Origin of the sequence: Bacillus basilensis (genome assembly GCF_050630465.1) — a bacterium.
Taxonomy (GTDB): Bacteria; Bacillota; Bacilli; order Bacillales; family Bacillaceae_G; genus Bacillus_A; species Bacillus_A basilensis.
Map to the genome: position 1 here is coordinate 21,987 of NZ_JBNTQO010000025.1, position 15,315 is coordinate 37,301.

Annotated in this window: 15 protein-coding genes; 11 read left to right on the forward strand and 4 right to left on the reverse strand. The window is 37.5% G+C overall.

From position 1 onward, the window contains the following. Window positions 1–34: 34 nt before the first annotated feature. The 11 genes from cspC (at window position 35) to ACQVV1_RS27300 (ending at window position 12,961) form a co-directional block, all read left to right on the forward strand. Entirely contained in the window at window positions 35–232 is a 198-nt protein-coding gene (cspC, locus tag ACQVV1_RS27250) for a cold shock protein CspC (RefSeq protein ID WP_001990088.1), read from the forward strand. A 318-nt stretch (window positions 233–550) separates the two neighbouring features. After that, complete coding sequence (gene hpf / locus ACQVV1_RS27255) at window positions 551–1,093, forward strand: ribosome hibernation-promoting factor, HPF/YfiA family (RefSeq protein WP_060632875.1); 543 nt, start codon at window positions 551–553, stop codon at window positions 1,091–1,093. A 273-nt stretch (window positions 1,094–1,366) separates the two neighbouring features. Next, a complete protein-coding gene (gene secA / locus ACQVV1_RS27260; protein WP_098555250.1) occupies window positions 1,367–3,874 on the forward strand; it encodes a preprotein translocase subunit SecA in 2,508 nt (835 codons plus the stop codon). A gap of 144 nt (window positions 3,875–4,018) precedes the next feature. Next, a protein-coding gene (gene prfB, locus ACQVV1_RS27265; protein WP_098555249.1) for a peptide chain release factor 2 occupies window positions 4,019–5,117 on the forward strand; the annotation gives its coding sequence in 2 pieces (ribosomal slippage) (window positions 4,019–4,090 and window positions 4,092–5,117; 1,098 coding nt in all). A 438-nt stretch (window positions 5,118–5,555) separates the two neighbouring features. Further along, window positions 5,556–5,879, forward strand: a complete 324-nt coding sequence (gene cccB / locus ACQVV1_RS27270) for a cytochrome c551 (protein WP_000727967.1) — start codon at window positions 5,556–5,558, stop codon at window positions 5,877–5,879. A 287-nt stretch (window positions 5,880–6,166) separates the two neighbouring features. Beyond that, window positions 6,167–6,853, forward strand: coding sequence for a cell division ATP-binding protein FtsE (ftsE, locus tag ACQVV1_RS27275; RefSeq protein WP_080468341.1), 687 nt, complete (start codon window positions 6,167–6,169; stop codon window positions 6,851–6,853). After that, a complete protein-coding gene (ftsX, locus tag ACQVV1_RS27280; RefSeq protein ID WP_063221800.1) occupies window positions 6,843–7,736 on the forward strand; it encodes a permease-like cell division protein FtsX in 894 nt (297 codons plus the stop codon). Before ftsE ends, ftsX begins: the two co-directional genes overlap by 11 nt. Before the next feature lie 118 nt (window positions 7,737–7,854). Then, window positions 7,855–9,291: a S41 family peptidase gene (locus ACQVV1_RS27285; RefSeq protein WP_000830292.1), complete on the forward strand. Its 1,437-nt coding sequence runs from the start codon at window positions 7,855–7,857 to the stop codon at window positions 9,289–9,291. Between the two features lie 89 nt (window positions 9,292–9,380). Then, a complete protein-coding gene (locus ACQVV1_RS27290; protein ID WP_242254920.1) occupies window positions 9,381–10,583 on the forward strand; it encodes a PDZ domain-containing protein in 1,203 nt (400 codons plus the stop codon). A gap of 285 nt (window positions 10,584–10,868) precedes the next feature. Beyond that, window positions 10,869–12,584, forward strand: a complete 1,716-nt coding sequence (locus ACQVV1_RS27295; protein ID WP_242254918.1) for an ABC transporter ATP-binding protein — start codon at window positions 10,869–10,871, stop codon at window positions 12,582–12,584. 65 nt (window positions 12,585–12,649) lie between these two features. Further along, window positions 12,650–12,961 (forward strand): heavy metal-binding domain-containing protein, encoded by a 312-nt coding sequence (locus ACQVV1_RS27300; RefSeq protein ID WP_000637523.1) that lies wholly within the window; start codon window positions 12,650–12,652, stop codon window positions 12,959–12,961. A gap of 115 nt (window positions 12,962–13,076) precedes the next feature. Here the strand turns inward: ACQVV1_RS27300 and ACQVV1_RS27305 are convergent, their stop codons facing one another. The 4 genes from ACQVV1_RS27305 to ACQVV1_RS27320 are packed head-to-tail and all read right to left on the reverse strand — an operon-like array spanning window position 13,077 to window position 15,302. Then, window positions 13,077–13,436 (reverse strand): macrolide transporter, encoded by a 360-nt coding sequence (locus ACQVV1_RS27305; RefSeq protein ID WP_242254916.1) that lies wholly within the window; start codon window positions 13,434–13,436, stop codon window positions 13,077–13,079. A gap of 2 nt (window positions 13,437–13,438) precedes the next feature. Continuing rightward, window positions 13,439–13,984 (reverse strand): flavodoxin family protein, encoded by a 546-nt coding sequence (locus tag ACQVV1_RS27310; RefSeq protein WP_242254914.1) that lies wholly within the window; start codon window positions 13,982–13,984, stop codon window positions 13,439–13,441. A gap of 4 nt (window positions 13,985–13,988) precedes the next feature. Beyond that, window positions 13,989–14,357 (reverse strand): MerR family transcriptional regulator, encoded by a 369-nt coding sequence (locus tag ACQVV1_RS27315; RefSeq protein ID WP_242254912.1) that lies wholly within the window; start codon window positions 14,355–14,357, stop codon window positions 13,989–13,991. Window positions 14,358–14,408: 51 nt separating this feature from the next. Continuing rightward, window positions 14,409–15,302, reverse strand: a complete 894-nt coding sequence (locus tag ACQVV1_RS27320; protein WP_070757702.1) for a LysR family transcriptional regulator — start codon at window positions 15,300–15,302, stop codon at window positions 14,409–14,411. Between the last annotated feature and the right edge of the window lie 13 nt (window positions 15,303–15,315).

The window sequence follows — 15,315 nt, forward strand, 5'->3', positions numbered from 1 at the left end:
CCCTGATTTTTAGAGTGAAGGGAATGGAATGAACATGCAAGGAAGAGTGAAATGGTTCAATGCAGAAAAGGGATTTGGGTTTATTGAGCGTGAAGATGGTGATGATGTGTTTGTTCATTTTTCTGCTATTCAACAAGATGGGTATAAGTCATTAGAAGAAGGGCAACAAGTTGAGTTTGATATTGTAGATGGAGCACGTGGACCACAAGCAGCTAATGTTGTAAAACTGTAGGGATATCGTTTTTGGGAAGAGAAAGCTGCGTTTGTGGCAACGTTATATATATGTAGAACCTCTTGTTTTTACAAGGGGTTTTTGTTATGAGTTAAGTTGTCAAAAAGTTGTTTCTTTTCTGTAACGAATTGTCCACAGTTATATTCGTTATTCATGATGTTAATAGGATAAAATAAAGATAGAAACGATGCATCTTTTCATTTCAACAAAAAACGATAAAAAAATCGCAATTCCACTAATTTTTTTAAAAAAGTTAGAAGGAGTTTTTAAGCCAGTGTCGAAATTATAGTACATAGGCTTGAAAGGAGGAATTCATCTATGAAATTCAACATTCGTGGTGAAAATATTGAAGTAACTCCAGCATTAAAGGAATATGTAGAGAAAAAACTAAGTAAGTTAGAGCGTTATTTTGATACATTCCCAGAGATTAAAGTTAATTTAAAAGTATACTCTGACAAGCAACGTGTCGAGGTAACAATCCCATTTACTGATTTATTACTTCGTGCAGAAGAAACTAATAGCGATATGTACGCTGCTATCGATTTAGTAGTTGATAAACTTGAGCGACAAATTCGTAAACATAAAACAAAAGTAAATCGTAAGTTACGTGAGAAAGGTTCTATAAAAACGAACTTTATCCTTCCAGAAGCAGTAGCTGTTCTGGATCAGGTAGAAGAGGATGAACTAGAACTTGTACGTACAAAACGATTCGATTTAAAACCGATGGACGTTGAAGAGGCAATCCTACAAATGGATATGCTAGGACATAATTTCTTCGTCTTCACAAATGCTGATACAAATGAAACTAATGTTGTATATGGCCGTAAAGATGGGAAATATGGTTTAATCGAAACTAAATAATAATTCGAAAGCGCAGCCGAAATGGCTGCGCTTTTTTGCTGAAAATAGATTTTTAAAAAAAGTTTTCTTAATTTAGAACGAGACATTCGGCCGATTGTTGTCATAGTTATAAGACAAGTGTTACAATTATCATTAGGTATATACATTTTAGTTTTTTTAATTAGGAGAAAAATTGGCATAACATACATTTGATTTTTATAACGACTGATTGTAATAGAGAAAAAGAAAAACAATCGGAAGTTTTATTTTAATAAAAAGAGGAGCGTATTTCCTATGATCGGTATTTTAAAAAAGGTGTTTGATGTAAATCAACGCCAAATTAAACGTATGCAGAAGACAGTTGAGCAAATTGATGCATTAGAGTCATCTATTAAGCCATTAACTGATGAACAATTAAAAGGGAAGACGCTTGAATTTAAAGAACGTCTAACAAAAGGTGAAACAGTAGATGATCTACTACCTGAAGCTTTTGCGGTTGTTCGTGAAGCTGCGACTCGTGTTCTTGGAATGCGTCCGTATGGTGTACAGTTAATGGGTGGTATTGCCTTACATGAAGGGAATATCTCTGAGATGAAAACGGGTGAAGGTAAAACGTTAACATCTACATTACCTGTATATTTAAATGCTTTAACAGGAAAAGGTGTTCACGTTGTTACAGTCAATGAATACTTAGCGCAACGTGATGCGAGCGAAATGGGACAACTTCATGAGTTCCTAGGCTTAACAGTAGGAATTAACTTAAACCATATGTCACGAGAAGAGAAACAAGAGGCTTATGCTGCTGATATTACGTATAGCACGAATAACGAGCTTGGATTCGATTACTTACGTGATAACATGGTGTTATATAAAGAGCAGTGCGTTCAACGTCCACTTCACTTTGCTATTATCGATGAAGTCGATTCTATCTTAGTCGATGAAGCACGTACGCCACTTATTATTTCTGGACAAGCTCAAAAATCAACAGAGCTATACATGTTTGCAAATGCATTCGTTCGTACATTAGAAAATGAAAAAGAATATTCATTTGATGTGAAGACGAAAAATGTAATGTTAACAGAAGATGGTATTACGAAAGCTGAGAAAGCTTTCCATATTGAAAACTTATTCGATTTAAAACATGTAGCACTTCTTCACCACATTAATCAGGCGCTTCGTGCACACGTTGTTATGCATCGTGATACAGATTATGTTGTACAAGAAGGCGAAATCGTAATTGTAGACCAATTTACTGGTCGTCTTATGAAAGGTCGTCGTTATAGTGAAGGTTTACACCAAGCTATCGAGGCAAAAGAAGGCGTAGAAATTCAAAATGAAAGTATGACGCTTGCGACAATTACGTTCCAGAACTACTTCCGTATGTACGAAAAGTTATCTGGTATGACTGGTACAGCGAAAACAGAGGAAGAAGAATTCCGTAGCATTTATAATATGAACGTTATCGTAATTCCAACAAATAAACCGATTGTCCGTGATGACCGTGCTGATTTAATCTTCAAATCAATGGAGGGTAAATTTAATGCTGTTGTTGAGGATATTGTAAATCGTCATAAACAAGGACAACCTGTTCTTGTCGGTACAGTTGCAATTGAAACATCAGAGCTTATTTCAAAAATGTTAACGCGTAAAGGTGTACGTCATAACATTTTAAATGCGAAAAACCATGCGCGTGAAGCAGATATCATTGCAGAAGCTGGTATGAAAGGCGCTGTAACGATTGCGACGAACATGGCGGGTCGTGGTACGGATATTAAGCTGGGAGAAGATATTAAAAACGTTGGTTTAGCAGTTATCGGTACAGAGCGTCACGAAAGTCGTCGTATTGATAATCAGTTACGTGGTCGTGCTGGTCGTCAAGGGGACCCTGGTGTTACGCAGTTCTACTTATCGATGGAAGATGAATTAATGCGCCGCTTCGGTTCAGATAACATGAAAGCAATGATGGATCGTCTTGGTATGGATGATTCTCAGCCAATCGAAAGTAAAATGGTTTCTCGTGCAGTAGAATCTGCGCAAAAACGTGTAGAAGGAAATAACTATGATGCACGTAAGCAGTTACTACAATACGATGATGTACTTCGTCAGCAACGTGAAGTTATTTACAAACAGCGTCAAGAAGTAATGGAGTCTGAGAACTTACGCGGCATTATTGAAGGTATGATGAAATCTACAGTAGAGCGTGCGGTTGCACTTCATACACAAGAAGAAATTGAAGAAGATTGGAACATTAAAGGTCTTGTTGACTACTTAAATACAAACCTTCTGCAAGAAGGAGATGTGAAAGAAGAAGAATTACGTCGTCTTGCTCCAGAGGAAATGAGCGAGCCAATTATCGCGAAATTAATAGAGCGTTACAATGACAAAGAAAAGCTAATGCCAGAAGAGCAAATGCGTGAGTTCGAAAAAGTTGTTGTATTCCGTGTTGTAGATACGAAATGGACAGAGCATATTGATGCGATGGATCACCTTCGTGAAGGTATTCATTTACGTGCTTACGGTCAAATCGATCCACTTCGTGAGTATCAAATGGAAGGATTCGCAATGTTCGAATCAATGATTGCTTCTATCGAAGAAGAAATCGCTCGTTACATTATGAAAGCTGAAATTGAACAAAACTTAGAGCGTCAAGAAGTTGTTCAAGGTGAAGCTGTTCACCCATCTAGCGATGGCGAAGAAGCGAAGAAAAAGCCAGTTGTAAAAGGTGACCAAGTGGGCCGCAACGATTTATGTAAATGTGGTAGCGGTAAAAAATATAAAAACTGCTGTGGTATCGGTAAGTAATATAGGGCAGTAGTTCAGGCCGCTTTGCAAACTTTTATATCAAAAATGTTTAATTAAGAAGGATTAAACTCTCTCCGTCATAAGTGGAGAGAGTTTCCCTTGTTTTCATACGAAAGTAACAGCAATTACATAGAGGTGAAGGAAATGGAATTAGTAGAAATTAGACAGGAATTAGAGAAAATGGCTAAGAGATTAGCGGCTTTTAGGGGGTCTCTTTGACCTCCCTACTAAGGAGAAACAAATTGCAGAATTAGAAGAGAAAATGATGGGTGCAGGATTTTGGGATGACCAACAAGGCGCACAAGTTGTAATTAACGAAGCAAATGCACTGAAAGATATGGTTGGGAAGTTCCGTCAGTTAGATGAGACATTCGAAAATTTAGAAGTCACGCATGAGCTTTTAAAAGAAGAGTATGATGAAGATTTACATGAGGAGCTTGAATCAGAAGTAAAAGGCTTAATTCAAGAAATGAATGAGTATGAACTTCAGTTATTATTAAGCGATCCTTATGATAAAAATAATGCAATTTTAGAATTACACCCAGGTGCTGGTGGAACAGAGTCACAAGACTGGGGTTCTATGTTACTACGTATGTACACACGTTGGGCTGAAAAACGTGGCTTTAAAGTAGAAACAGTTGACTACTTACCAGGTGACGAAGCTGGTATTAAGAGTGTTACTTTATTAATTAAAGGTCATAACGCTTACGGTTACTTAAAGGCAGAGAAAGGTGTACATCGTCTTGTGCGTATTTCGCCATTCGATTCTTCAGGCCGTCGTCATACATCGTTCGTATCTTGTGAAGTTGTACCTGAATTCAATGATGAAGTTGAAATTGAAGTGCGTACGGAAGACTTGAAAATTGATACGTACCGCGCAAGTGGAGCTGGTGGACAGCACGTTAATACGACAGATTCAGCAGTTCGTATTACGCATACACCGACAAATACGGTTGTAACGTGTCAGTCAGAGCGTTCTCAAATTAAAAACCGTGAGCACGCGATGAAAATGTTAAAAGCGAAATTATATCAAAAGAAATTGGAAGAGCAACAAGCACAATTAGATGAGATTCGTGGAGAGCAAAAAGAAATCGGATGGGGTAGCCAAATCCGTTCTTACGTATTCCACCCATATTCTCTTGTGAAAGACCACCGTACAAATACAGAGGTTGGTAACGTACAAGCAGTTATGGATGGAGAAATTGATCCGTTTATTGATGCTTACTTACGTTCTCGCATTTAATAAGCGAAAAAAGGCCAACAAAATTGTTGGCGCATGCTGAGGATATAGAGGATATAAAGAGTATTATTTTATTTATATGGATGAAGTACAGAGGAAGAGAAGTTGGAAACGACAACTTCTCTTTTTGATGGGATTATATGTAGCATACAATGTTGTATATTGTTTTGTAAAAAGTAGAGAATAGTAAAACAGAGCGGCAATAGAGTAATACTTTATACAGAACTTTTCTGATTTCCCGTTCAAAAAGGATTCTTTATAGAAGTTTATAAGTTGTTCACAGAATTGAAACATCTTATAAAAGCTTTATATTATTAGGGTTCTCACTGTATTTTTGAAGAATATGAAATATACCTTAGTTTTTCTATATAAAGATAATGCTTATAATGAAAATGAGTGTGTTAGGAATGAAAAGAATATCAACAATGGGGAGCGATAGAAGTGAAAAAGAAATTGTTGGCTATTGCGCTAGGAACATCAGTCGTTTTTGCTTTAGGAGCGTGTGGAAATAAAGAAGAGAGTAAGCCTTCGAAACAATCTGCAAGCACAGATAGCCCAGAGCAAATTTATCAAAAAAGTTGTATAGGTTGTCATGCGAAAGATTTATCAGGAGCAACTGGACCCGATTTACGAAAAGTAGGACAGAAATATGACGCAGCAGAGATTGAAAAGATTATTGAAAAAGGCCGCGGTTCTATGTCACCAGGAATCATTCAAGGTGAAGATGCGAAAAAAGTAGCTGAATGGTTAGCTGAACATAAATAAGAAGGGTAAAATGGACGAGTTGATTAATATAGTCAACTCGTTTCCCTTTCTTGGGGATGTAACATAACTGTAACAAAAATGTATCCGAATTGGAAACCGTTTGATGTTACAATGGGGTTTGTAGAATTTTGCTGAAATATATTACATAGAGTAGTATTGCTTAGAAACAGAGTATAAGTAGACTACCTTCAACAAGAATGGTTAGGCGGGAATAAAAGGCTATCTTTTATTTTCAAATGTACAGAAAAGTATTTCGAAAAAAATCATTAAGTATTGGGTGATAAATAATGATAAAAATGACGAATGTTTATAAGGAGTACCCGAATGGTATGAAAGCCATTGCTGGTCTCACAGTTAACATTAAACAAGGTGAGTTTGTATACGTAGTTGGACCGAGTGGAGCCGGAAAATCTACATTTATTAAAATGATGTATCGCGAAGAGAAGCCATCTACAGGATCAATTAATGTAAATGGACTTGTTATTGAAACATTGGCAGAAAGAGATGTTCCATATTTCCGTCGTCAATTAGGCGTAATTTTCCAAGATTTTAAATTACTACCTAAATTAACGGTATATGAGAATGTTGCGTTTGCCTTAGAAGTAATTGAAGAAGAACCAGATGCAATTCGTGAGCGTGTAACAGAAGTTTTAGGTCTTGTAGGTCTTGAAGATCGTGCAGACGCACTTCCAAGTGAACTTTCAGGTGGAGAGCAACAACGTGTTGCGATTGCGAGAGCGATTGTAAATCGACCAAAGGTTGTAATTGCCGATGAGCCAACAGGTAACTTAGATATTGAAACAGCTCTAGATATTATGAAGATTTTTACTCGCATTAATGAGCGTGGTACAACAATTGTTATGGCGACGCATAATGCAGATATCGTAAATACAATCCGTCATCGTGTAATCGCGATTGAAGGCGGAAAAATTGTTCGAGACGAGATTGAGGGAGGATACGGATATGAAGGCTAAGACCCTTAGTCGACATTTGCGAGAAGGTGTAAAAAATCTATCCCGTAACGGATGGATGACGTTTGCTTCTGTTAGTGCAGTAACAGTTACATTATTACTTGTAGGTGTCTTTTTAACAGCCATTATGAATATGAACCATTTTGCGACGAAGGTAGAGCAAGATGTTGAGATTCGTGTACACATTGATCCAGCAGCAAAAGAAGCTGATCAAAAGAAATTAGAAGATGATATGAGTAAGATTGCAAAAGTAGACTCTATTAAATATTCTTCTAAAGAAGAAGAGCTAAAAAGCTTAATTAAAAGCTTAGGCGATAGCGGAAAAGCGTTTGAGTTATTTGAACAAGATAACCCATTGAAAAACGTATTCATTGTAAAAGCAAAAGAACCAACAGATACAGCAACAATTGCGAAAAAGATTGAAAAAATGCAGTTTGTAAGTAACGTTCAATACGGTAAAGGTCAAGTTGAAAAATTATTTGATACTGTAAAAACAGGACGTAATATCGGGATTGCACTAATTGCTGGTCTTTTATTCACAGCGATGTTCTTAATCTCTAACACAATTAAAATTACAATTTATGCTCGTAGTACAGAAATCGAAATTATGAAACTTGTAGGTGCAACAAACTGGTTTATTCGTTGGCCGTTTCTATTAGAAGGATTATTCCTAGGAGTATTAGGATCAATTATTCCAATTGGCCTAATTTTAGTTACGTATAATTCACTGCAAAGTGTATTTAACGAAAAACTTGGCGGAACAATTTTCGAGCTTCTACCATATAGTCCTTTCGTATTCCAATTAGCTGGTTTACTAGTATTAATTGGGGCTTTAATCGGTATGTGGGGAAGTGTAATGTCAATTCGTCGCTTCTTAAAAGTATAAAAAGTTGCAAACATAATTCGTACAAGCTTATCATATAGTAGAAATAGGTAAAGGCATCACACACTGTGTGATGCCTTTTGCTACACCACCTGTGTGTTTTGGAAAGGGGAATTCCGCATTGAAACGTAGAGTTGCAATTATTGGAATGGTTGTTGCATTTTTAATTGGTGCTGGCGGAATGTTTGCAGGTATGTCTTTATTTGGGGTTAACCCAGCAGAAGTGACGCAAACAATTTCGAGTGGAAACGCTAGCACTGCGCAAGGGAATTTGGCAAAAATTAATGAGGCGTATGCACTAATTGATTCACGTTATGTGGAAGACGTGAAGGATGACAAGTTAGTCGAAGGTGCAATACAAGGTATGTTGTCTACGCTGAAGGACCCTTATTCCACGTATATGGATAAAGAAACGGCTAAACAGTTTAGTGAATCGCTTGATCCTGAGCTAGAGGGGATTGGGGCTGAGGTGAACAAAACGGACGGTAAGCTTATTATCGTATCACCAATTAAAGGCTCACCGGCAGAAAAGATTGGAATTAAACCGAATGACCAAATTTTATCTGTAGATGGAAATAGTGTGAAAGATTTATCACGTGAAGAAGCGGTATTAAAGATTCGTGGTAAAAAAGGAACGACTGTCGCGATTGAAATTAAGCGTGCAGGAGTAGCTGATCCGATTGTATTTAAAATTAAGCGTGAAAAAATTCCAATCTTCACAGTGTTTAGTTCTGTGAAACAAGAGAGCGGAAAAGATATCGGTTATATGCAAATCACTTCCTTTGCTGAAAATACAGCGAAAGAATTTAAGGATCAGTTAAAAGAGTTAGAGAAGAAAAACATAAAAGGCTTAGTTATTGACGTGCGTGGTAATCCTGGTGGCTACTTAAATAGTGTAGAAGAGATACTAGGGGAAATTATGACGGATAAAAAGCCGATGCTACAAGTAGAGCAACGAAATGGTGAGAAGAAGAAATTCTCTACGGAATTGAAAGAGAGAAAATCATATCCAATTTCAGTATTAATTGATAATGGAAGTGCTTCTGCTTCAGAGATTTTAGCGGGTGCGCTAAAAGAGGGAGAAGGATACGATTTAATTGGTGAAAAAACGTTTGGTAAAGGTACTGTTCAGCAAGCCGTTCCATTTAAAGATGGCAGCAACATCAAACTAACGATGTTTAAATGGTTAACACCGGATGGAAACTGGATTCATAAAAAAGGAATCGCGCCAACCGTAGAAGTGAAGCAACCGGATTATTATCATGCGACACCAATTCAAATTGAAAAGACACTTTCATACAATTCAAATGATGTACAAGTAAAGCACGCGCAAGAAATGCTTAAGAGCTTAGGATATGTACCAGGACGTGAAGATGGATACTTTAGTAAAGAGACAGAATCAGCGCTGAAAGCATTTCAAAATGCGAATGAGATGGAAGCGACAGGACAGCTAGATAAAAAGACAGCTGAGGCGATTCAAACGAAAATTATTGAAAAAATCCGTTCTGGAGAAAATGATCTACAATTACAATCAGCATTAAAATTAATAGCGAAATAAAAAAATACAGGCAGTTTGCTGCCTGTATTTTTTTGTGTTAAACAAACGTTTGTCCAGTTATGATAATATAAAAAGAAAGAATGATATAAATGGTGGTGAATGGGTTCGTGGAGGCATGGATTTTTGAAATAATGCGGGCAGTTGGACGTTTTTTCTTACACCCTGCTGTCTATGTATTTTTAATAAGTAGTATCTTCGTTGGATACTTACGTATGTTACGAGAACGAAAGGATTTTTCTTTTAAAGTTTATGATATTTGGTTTGAACTGCGAACGTCTCTATTTGCAGGAGTTAAATACGGATTAGTTGTATCTATTATTACAATTGGACTTGGACTTGTTGTTTCTAAAGCGAGTTTATGGGTCATCTTACTTTGGACATTATTATTTGGAGTAACTGCTATGTATCGATATTTATCAGCAGCTTACACATTTAGTGTCGCGATGATATGTGTTCTATTATCTTCTAAGCTACCAGTTTCCTTCTTACAGCTTGGAGATGGTGAGGAGAGTACGATTGTATCTCTTGCTATTTTGCTAGGCGTCATGCTCGTTGTAGAGGGTTTGTTGATTTCTAAAAATGCAGTAGGATATTCTACGCCGAAGATTAGGAAGGGTAAGCGTGGGCTAAAGATTGGTTTACACGAATCCAAGCGTTTATGGATCGTTCCTATTTTTATTCTTGTACCAGGTGACGCGGTAACGCAGTTTATTTCATGGTGGCCTGTCGTTTCAATCGGTTCTGATACATATTCTCTATTCCTCGTTCCATTTTTAATTGGATTTATGAGAAGGATTAGAAGTTATGAGCCGACGGAAGCTTTATTATTTACAGGAAGACGTGTCTATGGCTTAGCGGCACTTGTGCTCGTTTTAGGAATCGCAAGTTATTGGTGGCATGTACTTGCAATTATCGCGATGGGAGTCGCAATGCTTGGGCGTTTCACGATTTCCATGCAAGAAAAAATTTCTGATGAGACAAGACCAGCGTACTTCGCTGCACGTAATGATGGGCTCGTTGTATTAGATACAATCCCGAATACAATTGGTGCAGAGCTGAATTTACTGCCTGGAGAAATTATTACGAAAGTAAATGGAGTCGTTCCAAGAAGTGCTGAGGAATTTTATGATGCACTTCAAACGAAGACGACAGGGGCATTTTGTAAATTAGAAGTATTAGATACAAATGGTGAGCTTCGTCTTGCTCAAACGGCATTGTATGCTGGGGGACATCACGAATTAGGTGTTGTATTTGTTCAGCAGGAGCATGAGTGGGATTCGGAAGCGATGTAATAAAAGAAAGGGTATCACCTTGTGGTGATGCCTTTTTTGTTTTGGAGAGGGTAGTTAGTAAATGAAATTTATATCGGCGATTATCAGAATATATCAGCGCAATTGAAATTATATCGGCGATTATCGGAATATATCAGCGATTATTTAAATATATCGACTTTCCGGCAAAAAACGATAACTATCGCAAACCTTATTTTCAGTTTCATAGACGGATAACTTGAATAATTATTTGATAATGGTTATCATTTAGGGAGTCTTTTTAATTTTGGAAAATGGAGGGAAGATATGTTACGTAAATTTTTTTCTTACTATAAACCTTATAAAGGTTTATTTATACTCGACTTTTCTTGTGCAGTCGTCGCAGGATTACTAGAACTTGGTTTCCCGCTTATCGTAAATCAATTTATTGATAAGTTATTGCCAGGGCAAAACTGGACGCTTATTTTATGGGCTTGTTTCGGTTTACTTGCAGTTTATATATTAAATGCAGGTTTGCAATATGTCGTTACATATTGGGGGCATATGCTTGGTGTTAACATTGAAACGGATATGAGGCAGAAATTATTTGATCACATTCAAAAGCTATCATTCAGATTTTTTGACAATAATAAAACAGGTCATTTAATTTCACGTCTTACAAACGACTTAATGGAAATTGGGGAAATTGCTCACCATGGGCCAGAAGATTTATTTATCGCTGTTATGACTTTAGTTGGGGCGTTCTCATTTATGATGATGATTAACTGGAAGTTAGCGCTATTAACGTTCTTCGTCATTCCATTCCTATTATGGTTAGCGCTGTACTTCAACAAAAAAATGACAGGTACGTTTAGACGTTTATTCTCAGACGTTGCTGATTTCAATGCATGTATTGAGAACAACGTTGGTGGTATCCGCGTTGTACAAGCATTCGGAAATGAAAAGTTTGAGAAGGAGCAATTTGCTGTGAACAACGCTCGTTTCCGTACAACGAAATTAATGGCTTATAAAATTATGGCGTTAAATTCGTCAATTAGTTATATGCTCATGCGTCTCGTAACACTCTTCGTCTTAATATGCGGCACATGGTTTGTTCTGCAAGGCGAATTAACGTACGGTGGATTTATTGGATTCGTTCTATTAACGAATATTTTCTTCCGCCCAATTGAAAAAATCAATGCGGTAATCGAAAGCTATCCGAAAGGGATTGCAGGCTTTAAAAGGTATGTAGAGCTTCTTGAAACAGAGCCTGATATTGTAGACTCTAAAGATGCAATGGAAGTGAAGCATGTACACGGTGATATTCAATATAAAAACATTACGTTCGGTTATGAAAACAAAGAACCGATTTTAAATGACATTAGTTTGAACATACATGCAGGTGAAACGGTTGCGTTCGTTGGACCATCAGGAGCTGGAAAAACGACGTTATGTAGCCTATTACCACGTTTTTATGAGCAATCATCTGGATCGATTCAAATTGATGGTATTGATACGAAAGATATGACGTTATCTTCACTTCGTAAGCAAATTGGAATTGTGCAGCAAGATGTGTTCTTATTCTCAGGAACGATTCGTGAAAATATTGCTTACGGAAATTTAAAGGCATCAGAGGCTGAAATTTGGCAGGCAGTAAAACGTGCGCAGCTAGAAGATTTAATTTATTCACAACCAGACGGTTTAGATACTGTTATCGGTGAGCGCGGCGTGAAACTTTCTGGTGGACAGAAGCAGCGCTTAGCGATTGCTCGTATGTTCTTGAAAAACCCGCCAATTTTAATACTAGATGAAGCTACTTCTGCACTAGATACTGAGACGGAACTTGCAATTCAAAAATCACTTGCTGAATTAGCAGCTGGCCGTACAACGTTAGTTATCGCTCACAGACTTGCAACGATTAAAAATGCGGATCGAATCGTCGTTGTAAATAAAGATGGTATTGCAGAACAAGGTTCACATGATGAATTAATTGAGCGAGGCGGAGGATACAGTAGGTTATACGAAGCTCAGTTTAGTTCGTAAATATAATTTGTACTGAATTAGTGCACCATAAGTAGGTAAAAATCTCATATGGGAGGCTATAAAGTATGATTGTAACAACAACGTCTACAATTCAAGGAAAAGAAATTATTGAGTATATTGATATCGTGAATGGAGAAGCGATTATGGGTGCGAATATCGTTCGTGACCTCTTCGCCTCTGTCCGTGATGTTGTCGGTGGTCGTGCTGGCGCTTATGAAAGTAAATTAAAAGAAGCGCGTGACATCGCAATGGAAGAAATGAAAACTTTTGCGAGACAAAAAAATGCGAATGCAATTGTTGGTATTGACGTGGATTACGAAGTAGTTCGCGAAGGGATGCTAATGGTTGCTGTGAGCGGGACTGCTGTTCGTATATAGAGTAAAAAGCCGTGCTGATGCACGGCTTTTTTGTTGTTATGTCTAACATTTCTATGTCGAAGTTCCAATATTTCTTGGGAAATGCGGAAGGCCCTGTCGATATATAGGGAAGACATTAGAGCGCTTCTTTACATTCTTGGATTTGAACTAATAATGTTTCGTATTCTTGTTCGAGAGATTTGATGTCATCGTGATGATTTGGTATGAAAATTCGGCCGATGCTTTCTGTTAATTTTGTTTGTAATCGTAATAATTCTTGTTCAGTAACGTTTACAGAATTCCCGGTTGTTCTTTTTGTGTATTGCTCATAATTACCGTGGAATACTCTTGGTTCACCCTCATCTACTTGTAGAATATGGTCTGCAACAGAATGAATGAAGGCACGGTCATGGCTAATGAAAAGTATTGGATCAGGATATTCTTGTAACATGCTTTCTAATTCTTCTTGCGTTGCTAAGTCTAAATAGTTTTTCAAACTTATTTCTGTTTGTAATTTTTGAATTCATTATTATAAATTTGTGCCTTCGCTAGCGCCTCAGCATCGTTTTGGATTTCATCTAATCCATTTGCATCCCCAATAATATAACCTTCAAATGATGAACCAACAAAATCAAAGATGTATTGGAACTGGGAGATAAGCGGTAATGCTTTTAGTTTCGGATTATCTCCGCCAACTATGACAACGTACATTTTTTTACCTTTCATTTTTTCTTTGAAATGAAGTGATGTATCGCGTAAGCTTTGTGACCAGCGATCGATGAAGTTTTTCATATGTCCGCTCATTCCGTACCAATATAATGGTGTAGCAAAGATAATTGTGTCGTGCTCTAACATGCGTTTGGTTAACTGCTCGTAGTCATCATTTACAGGTTGGAATCCTTCTGCATCATGACGTTGGTCTGTAATAGGATGGACTGTATGGTCTCGCAAGTAAATTTGCTCTGTTTCAATGCCCTCTATCATCATATGTGTTAAAGTTTCTGTATTTCCATTTTGTCTTGAACTGCCGTGTATAACAAACATGTAATCATTCCCTTTCTTTTGCTTGTTTTAGGAGTGAAACGTGTTTTTGCAAATTCGTTTGGATGTTGGAAAGCAATGAGATTTGCTTTGTTACTTCATTAAGTTTATCTTCGTAAAGCGTAAGGATGCTGCTGCACGGATTGTCGTACAGGTGCGGTTCAATTTCAAGGCAGCGCAGCATCCTTGCCGTCTCTTCTAAATTTAAGCCAATTTGTAAGTATATTTGAATAAGCTCCACTTTTTCGATGGCACTTTCATCGAAATCACGATAGCCATTTGCGAGGCGCTTCGAAGGGAGTAATCCCTTTTCTTCATAATGTCTTAGTGATCTTTCGCTAACGCCAGTTTCTTTTGATAACTCCCCGATTCGCAATGTGTTTCACTCCTTTTACATGTATTGTAAACCTTCACACTAATGTGAAGGTCAATGCTGTTTTTTTGCAAAAGAATCTACATGATTTAAGAACACTTGAATGGCTTTAGATGGAATGAAATACTTGCCGCGCACGATGGAGAACGGACGGATGAGTTGCTCATTTGGAACTTCGACGTGGAATAGTTCTTTTGCAAGTAGCTCTTTCCGTACAGTCCAATCGGAAAGTATAGCGATGCCAAGCCCGGCACTCACTGCTTCCTTCACGCTTTGGATACTACTAAATGTAAAGAATCGCTTCATTTTTAAATGGTGTTGATGAATAAAGCGGTCACTATAAGCGCGTGTTCCAGAACCACTTTCTCTTAATACCCATACTTGATCTTGGAGTGTGCTTTCGTTTATTTCATTTGTGCGGAGCAGTGGATGGTTTGGCGGGACGACGAGCTTCATTTCATCTTGCATAAATGTTTCAACGTCAACATCAGCATATACAACTTGCCCTTCTACTAAGCCGATATCAATTTGATTAGAGCGAAGGCTTTGCAAAACGTCTTCTGTATTTGAGATAAAGGTATGGACTTCGACGTGTGGATTTTCATTCGCATAGTTAGCTAGTATTTTCGGGAGCAAGTATTCGCCAATTGTAAAACTAGCACCGATGCGAAGGGTTCCTGTTACAACGTTATGTAGCTCATTAATCTCTTGTTTAGCATCTTCGTAAAGAGAGAGCATTTGCTTTGCGTGTATGTATAGAATATTTCCGGCTTCCGTGACTTGGACATGTTTCGGAGATCGCTGAATAAGTATAGTTCCGAATTCGTTTTCTAAGTTGCGAATGTGCATACTTACGCCAGGCTGTGAAAGATTTAATAATTCTGCTGCACGGGAGAAGTGTTTCTGTTCCACGACAGTAACAAAAATTTTTAAAATATCTACGTTCATATAATTGGCTCTT